General features: G+C 73.1%; 4 protein-coding genes and 1 pseudogene. All 5 read right to left on the minus strand.

Annotation, left to right across the window (positions count from 1 at the left end; genetic code table 11):
* On the minus strand, positions 1–1,580 hold a 1,580-nt coding region (locus CCN56_RS08670), incomplete at its 3' end, for an MMPL family transporter (protein WP_086825193.1).
* A 185-nt stretch (positions 1,581–1,765) separates the two neighbouring features.
* The gene (locus CCN56_RS08675; protein ID WP_256961871.1) at positions 1,766–2,227 is read right to left on the minus strand and encodes a MarR family winged helix-turn-helix transcriptional regulator; all 462 of its coding nucleotides are present in this window, start codon (positions 2,225–2,227) and stop codon (positions 1,766–1,768) included.
* A 64-nt stretch (positions 2,228–2,291) separates the two neighbouring features.
* Positions 2,292–3,203, minus strand: a complete 912-nt coding sequence (locus CCN56_RS08680) for an SDR family oxidoreductase (RefSeq protein WP_086825190.1) — start codon at positions 3,201–3,203, stop codon at positions 2,292–2,294.
* 81 nt (positions 3,204–3,284) lie between these two features.
* Positions 3,285–4,799: an SDR family oxidoreductase gene (locus CCN56_RS08685; RefSeq protein ID WP_086825192.1), complete on the minus strand. Its 1,515-nt coding sequence runs from the start codon at positions 4,797–4,799 to the stop codon at positions 3,285–3,287.
* 181 nt (positions 4,800–4,980) lie between these two features.
* A pseudogene (locus tag CCN56_RS08690) lies at positions 4,981–5,252 on the minus strand (FHA domain-containing protein); the annotation flags it as partial.

The following is a 5,252-nucleotide window of genomic DNA, read 5'->3' on the forward strand; positions in this document are numbered from 1 at the left end:
AGGATGACCAGGATGATCGCCAGCACGACCGGGACGATGAGCCTCCTGTCCTGTGCGGCGGTGACCTGGGTGTCGTACCGCTGGGCGGTGAAGCCGCCGACGAGGGCGTCAGCGCCGGGCGCCGCGTGCAGGGCGCCGCGCAGGGCGACGACGGCGCGCTCGGCGGCATCGGAGTCCGCGGCGTCCGCGAGGGNNCCGTCGGCGACGAGCGGCCGACCGGAGCCGGGAACGGTGAAGAGGGTCGCGGAGTCGACGCCCTCGACGGCCGCCGCGGCCGTCCGCACCTTCTCCGCGGCGTCGGCGTCGGCGATGACGACGGCGGGGTTGCCCGCGCCGCCGGGGAAGTGCTCGCCCAGGCGCTGCTGGGCGGCGACGGAGGGAGCGTCCTTGACGAAGATCTCGTCGAGCGGGACGCCCTTGGAGTCGAGGGTGAAGGAGAAGGCGGCGCAGGCGAGCAACGCCGCGAGGGAGCCGGCCCAGACCTTGCGGGGCGTGCGGTCGACCAGCGCCGCGACCTTGCGCCAGACGGGATGCGCGTCGTCCCCGACGGTCGCCCGGGGGCGGGCCGGCCAGTAGGCGGCCCGTCCGAGCAGGACCAGGGCGGCGGGGAGGAACGTCACCGCGCTGAGGACGGCGCAGCCGATGCCGATGGCGCCGACGGGGCCGAGCGCCCGGTTGTTGGTGAGGTCGCTGAACAGCAGGGCGAGCAGACCGAGCGCGACGGTGGCGGCGCTGGCCAGGATCGGGCCGAACGACTGCTTGAGGGCGCCGCGCATCGCGGGGACGCGGGCGCCGTCGCGGGCGCCGAGCTCCTCCCGGTAGCGGGCGGCCAGCAGCAGGGCGTAGTCGGTGGCGGCGCCGATGACCAGGATGGACAGGATGCCCTGTACCTGGCCGTCGACCCGTACGACGTCGTGGTCGGCCAGGACGTAGACGAGGGCGCAGGCCAGACCGAGGGCGAAGACGGCGCCGATGATGATCACCAGCGGGAGCAGGACGCTCCGGTGGACCAGGAGCAGGATCACCAGGACCGTCACCAGCGCGACGACGAGAAGGAGACCGTCGATGCCCGCGAAGGCGTCCCGGAGGTCCGCCTGGGAGGCGGCCGGGCCACCCAGCCACACCTCGGTCCCCGGTACGGCGGAGACCGCCGCCTCGACCCGGTCCAGCGTGGCGGGCAGCCGGTCGCCGAGGTCGGGACGGAGCTGGACGATGCCCCGCAGGGCCTCTCCGTCCTCGGAGGGGAAGGCCGGCGACGGCGCGCCGACCACCCCTTCGGCGCCCTTCAGGGAGGCCAGCGCCCGGGTGGCGTCCGCCGTTGCGGAAGGAGCGAGGGCTCCTCCGCCGCTCCCGGCGGTCCAGACGACCAGGACCGGCAGGGTCTCCTCCTGACGGAACGCCTCCTGCGCCTTGAGGACCTGGGTCGACTCGGCACTGCGGGGCAGGAAGGCGGCCTGGTCGTTGGTCGCCACTTCTCCGAGCTTGCCCGCGTAGGGACCGAGCCCTCCTCCGACGGCGAGCCAGACGACGAGCACCAGCAGCGGCAGCAGTCTGCTGGCCCACCGCAAGGGTGTGGACACGGCAAGACCTCCAAGTATCTCGACAATCAATAATCTCAATGATTGAAGCAAAATGAAACACGGTCCGTCGCGAATCCCGCAACCGGGTGGCGTGACGGCGCCCGTGCCTCACGCCTCGGTCATCCCTTCCGCGCACCCGCACGGCATGGATGCACCGGCACCGCATCCGCGGTGCCGGCTGCCCGTCAGCGGCGGGGAGCGCGCAGCTCGCCGAGTTCCTCGTTCAGCGCGTCCAGGTATCTCAGTACGACCGCGAGCTCGTCCTCGGTGAACCGGTCGCGCGCACGGTCCGCCGCCTGCGCGAGCGGCATGAAGTGGGCCCGCGCCACGGCCCGGGCTCCCGGGACGTAGTGGATGCGGACCACCCGCCGGTCGTCGTCCGCCCTGCTGCGCCGGATGTGGCCGGCCTTCTCCAGACGGTCCAGGCAGGCGGTCACCGCGCCCGAGGTCAGGCCGAGATGCTCCCTCAGCAGTCCCGGAGTGGCCGTGTCGGGGTGGTCGAGCACGAACGAGAGCGCGTGGACATCGGTGGAATGCAGGCTCTCCGCGGAGGCGAAGCCGTGCACCAGACGGTTCACCTCACCGACCGTCCGGCGCAAGGCGACCGCGAAGGCCTGCAGATCGGCCCTGGTCCCGTTCTCCGTCACGCTCTTCCTCGCCTGCCCGTCGCCCACGGGGCAAGCCTATGCGGAAGCCCGCGGGAACCCGCGATCAGTGGTCGTCATCAGCCGCCGGTCCGGTGGCGGAACGGAAGAGCGAAGCCTCTTCGACACGACCGCCGTGGCCGAGCAGGCCGGTCTGCTCGAACGCGGACTCGCCCATGAGGCGCGGCAGTTCACGACGCGACAGGAGGTCGACGGCGAGGGGGAAGAGCGGGCGCCCGGCCTGGGCGAGCCGGAGCCACGGGGGTGCGTAGACGGAAGAGGAGCGGCGGTCGACCCCTCGGCCGATCCAGGCCGCGACACGGTCCACCGGGTAGATCCGGCGCGCGGGTGCGGGCATGTGTCCGCGCAGTTCCCGGAGGACCGTGTGGCGGTCGACGTCGCGGATCATGTCGGTGTCCGTCCAGTGCAGGTAGGCCACGCCCACGGCGACGCCCACGTGGGCCACTTCGGCGCGGAGGGAGCGCGCGAAGGCCTCGGCCCCGGCTTTGGAGGCGCAGTAGGCGCTCATCATGGGGGCCGCGCCGAAGGCGGCGGTCGAGGCGATCTGCAGGAAGTAGCCCCGCGTGGCCCGCAGTCCCGGCAGGAAGGAACGCGCGGTGGCGGCGCTTCCGACGAGGTTGACCTCGATGACCCGGCGCCAGGTGTCCGGATCGGAGGTCTCGAAGGGGCCGCCTTCGGCCACACCGGCGTTGGCGATGACGACCGACGGGGCGCCGAGGCACCGGGTCACCTCGTCCGCGGCCCGGCGCAGAGCGGCGTCGTCGGTGACGTCCACCTCGACGACGTGGCTCCGCGTCCGGAGGGTCGTGGCGACCGCCTCCAGGGTGGCGGCCTCCCGGCCGAGCAGGGCCACGTCCATCCCTCGGTCGGAGAGTCGACGGGCAAGGCCCGCTCCCAGACCTCGGGCGGCGCCCGTGACGACTGCGGTACGTCCCCGCAGGTCCCATGAACGGTTCATCGCCGCGGCCTCCTCGTGTCGGTGCGTGCGGAGCGGGCCTTTCGAGTCACCCGGACGCGCGCGAAGGTGATCACTGCCCGTTCACGCCCCGTCCCGCCGCCTGCTCCTCGTCTCGGCGGTCCGGGCGATGTTCCGGGCCATGCCGCCGAAGACCACGGCGTGGAACGGGGAGACACCCCACCAGTACGCCTGGCCCGCGAGGCCCTTCGGATGGAAGAGCGCCCGCTGCCGGTAGGACGTACGGCCCGCCTCGTCCCGTTCGACGATCATCTCCAGCCACGCGAGGCCGGGCAGGCGCATCTCGGCTCGGAGACGGAGGAGGCGTCCGCGGTCGATCTCCTCCACGCGCCAGAAGTCCAGGGCGTCGCCGACCCGGAGACGCGTCGCGTCCCGGCGGCCCCGCCGGAGCCCCACTCCGCCGACGATCCGGTCGGCCCAGCCCCGGACGGCCCAGGCCAGCGGGAAGGAGTACCAGCCGTTCTCGCCCCCCACGCCCTCGATGACCTGCCACAGCGCGTTCGGGCCGGCGTCGACGGCGCGTGACCGTTCGTCGGTGTAGAGGCTGCCCCCCGCCCAGTCCGGGTCGGTCGGCAGCGGGTCGCTCGGCGCGCCCGGCGGCGAGGCGGAGGACCAGCGGGTCGTGACCTGCGCGTCCTGCACCCGACGGAGGGCGAGACGGAGGGACTCCTCGAACGGGACGGGCTGCCCGGGGCCGTCGGGAACGTACCGGGCGATGTCGCGCTCGGCGCACACCACCTCGTGCCGGAGCGACTCGGTGAGGGGCTTGGCCAGGGAGGCCGGCACCGGTGTGACGAGACCGATCCACTGGCTCGACAGTCGCGGGGTGAGGACGGGCACGGGGACGATGAGGCGTCTGGGGAGACCGGCGATCTCGGCGTACCGCATCATCATCTCCCGGTAGCTGAGCACGTCGGGTCCGCCGATGTCGAAGGTCCGGTTGACGTCGGCGGGCATGCCGGCGCTCCCCACCAGGTACCGCAGGACGTCGCGTACGGCGATGGGCTGGACCCGGCTGCCGACCCAGCTGGGTGTGACCATGACGGGCAGCCGTTCCGTCAGGTACCGCAGCATCTCGAAGGAGGCCGATCCGGAACCGATGACGACGGCGGCGCGCAGCACGGTGGTGGGGACGCCCGAGTCGAGGAGGATGCGGCCCACCTCGGCGCGGGAGCGCAGGTGCGGCGAGAGCTCGTCCTCCGGCACTTCGCGCGGGGTGAGGCCGCCCAGATAGACGATCCGCCCCACTCCGGCGGACCGGGCCTCCGCGGCGAAGACGCGGGCGGCCAAGCGGTCCCTGTCCTCGAATTCCGCCGTCGAGCTCATGGAGTGGACGAGGTAGTAGGCGACGTCGACGCCGTCGAGCGCCCCGCGGAGGCTCGCGGCGTCGGTGACGTCACCGCGCACCGCCTCCACCCGGTCGACCCAGGGAAAGTCACGGAGCTTGTCCGGACGCCGGGCGAGGCAGCGTACGCGGTGACCGGCGTCGAGGAGCTCCGGCACCAGGCGGCCCCCGATGTAGCCGGTCGCGCCGGTGACCAGGCAGCGGGTGCCTCCGGGCGGGCTTGGAGTGTTCATACGCTGATCCGTTTCGCCGAAGGCCTTGGCGTACACGTCCTACGCCGGTTCTTCGCCCCGGCGGGTGTGCCCGGATGCGGGCCGCGGCCCTGTCGTCGAACGCGCGGCCCGTTTCTTCCGGCACCCGGGTCGGAACGGACGAGCGCTGCCGGGGGACGAGCGCTGCCGGGGACGCGTGCGATCAGCTGGGGGCGGGGGTCCTGGTGGGGGCGGCCGTGGCCGGCACGGCCGGCCGGTAGAAGATGTCGATGTCCACCTCTTCGCCGCCGACCATCAGGGTGTCCCAGGCGCCGCTCTCCCACAGGGTCCGCAGGGTCGAGGGGTCGAGCGTCTCCAGGTGGTTCCGGAGCGTCGCGTCGTCGGGCATGCCGGGGAGGCGTGGCGCCAGGCGGTCGCGGATTCCCCGCAGCCGTTCCATGAGCCCGTCGATGTCCGCGTCCCTCTCCAGGTCCT

The sequence above is a fragment of the Streptomyces sp. NRRL B-24572 genome (assembly GCF_002156145.1).
Classification (GTDB): Bacteria; Actinomycetota; Actinomycetes; order Streptomycetales; family Streptomycetaceae; genus Streptomyces; species Streptomyces vietnamensis.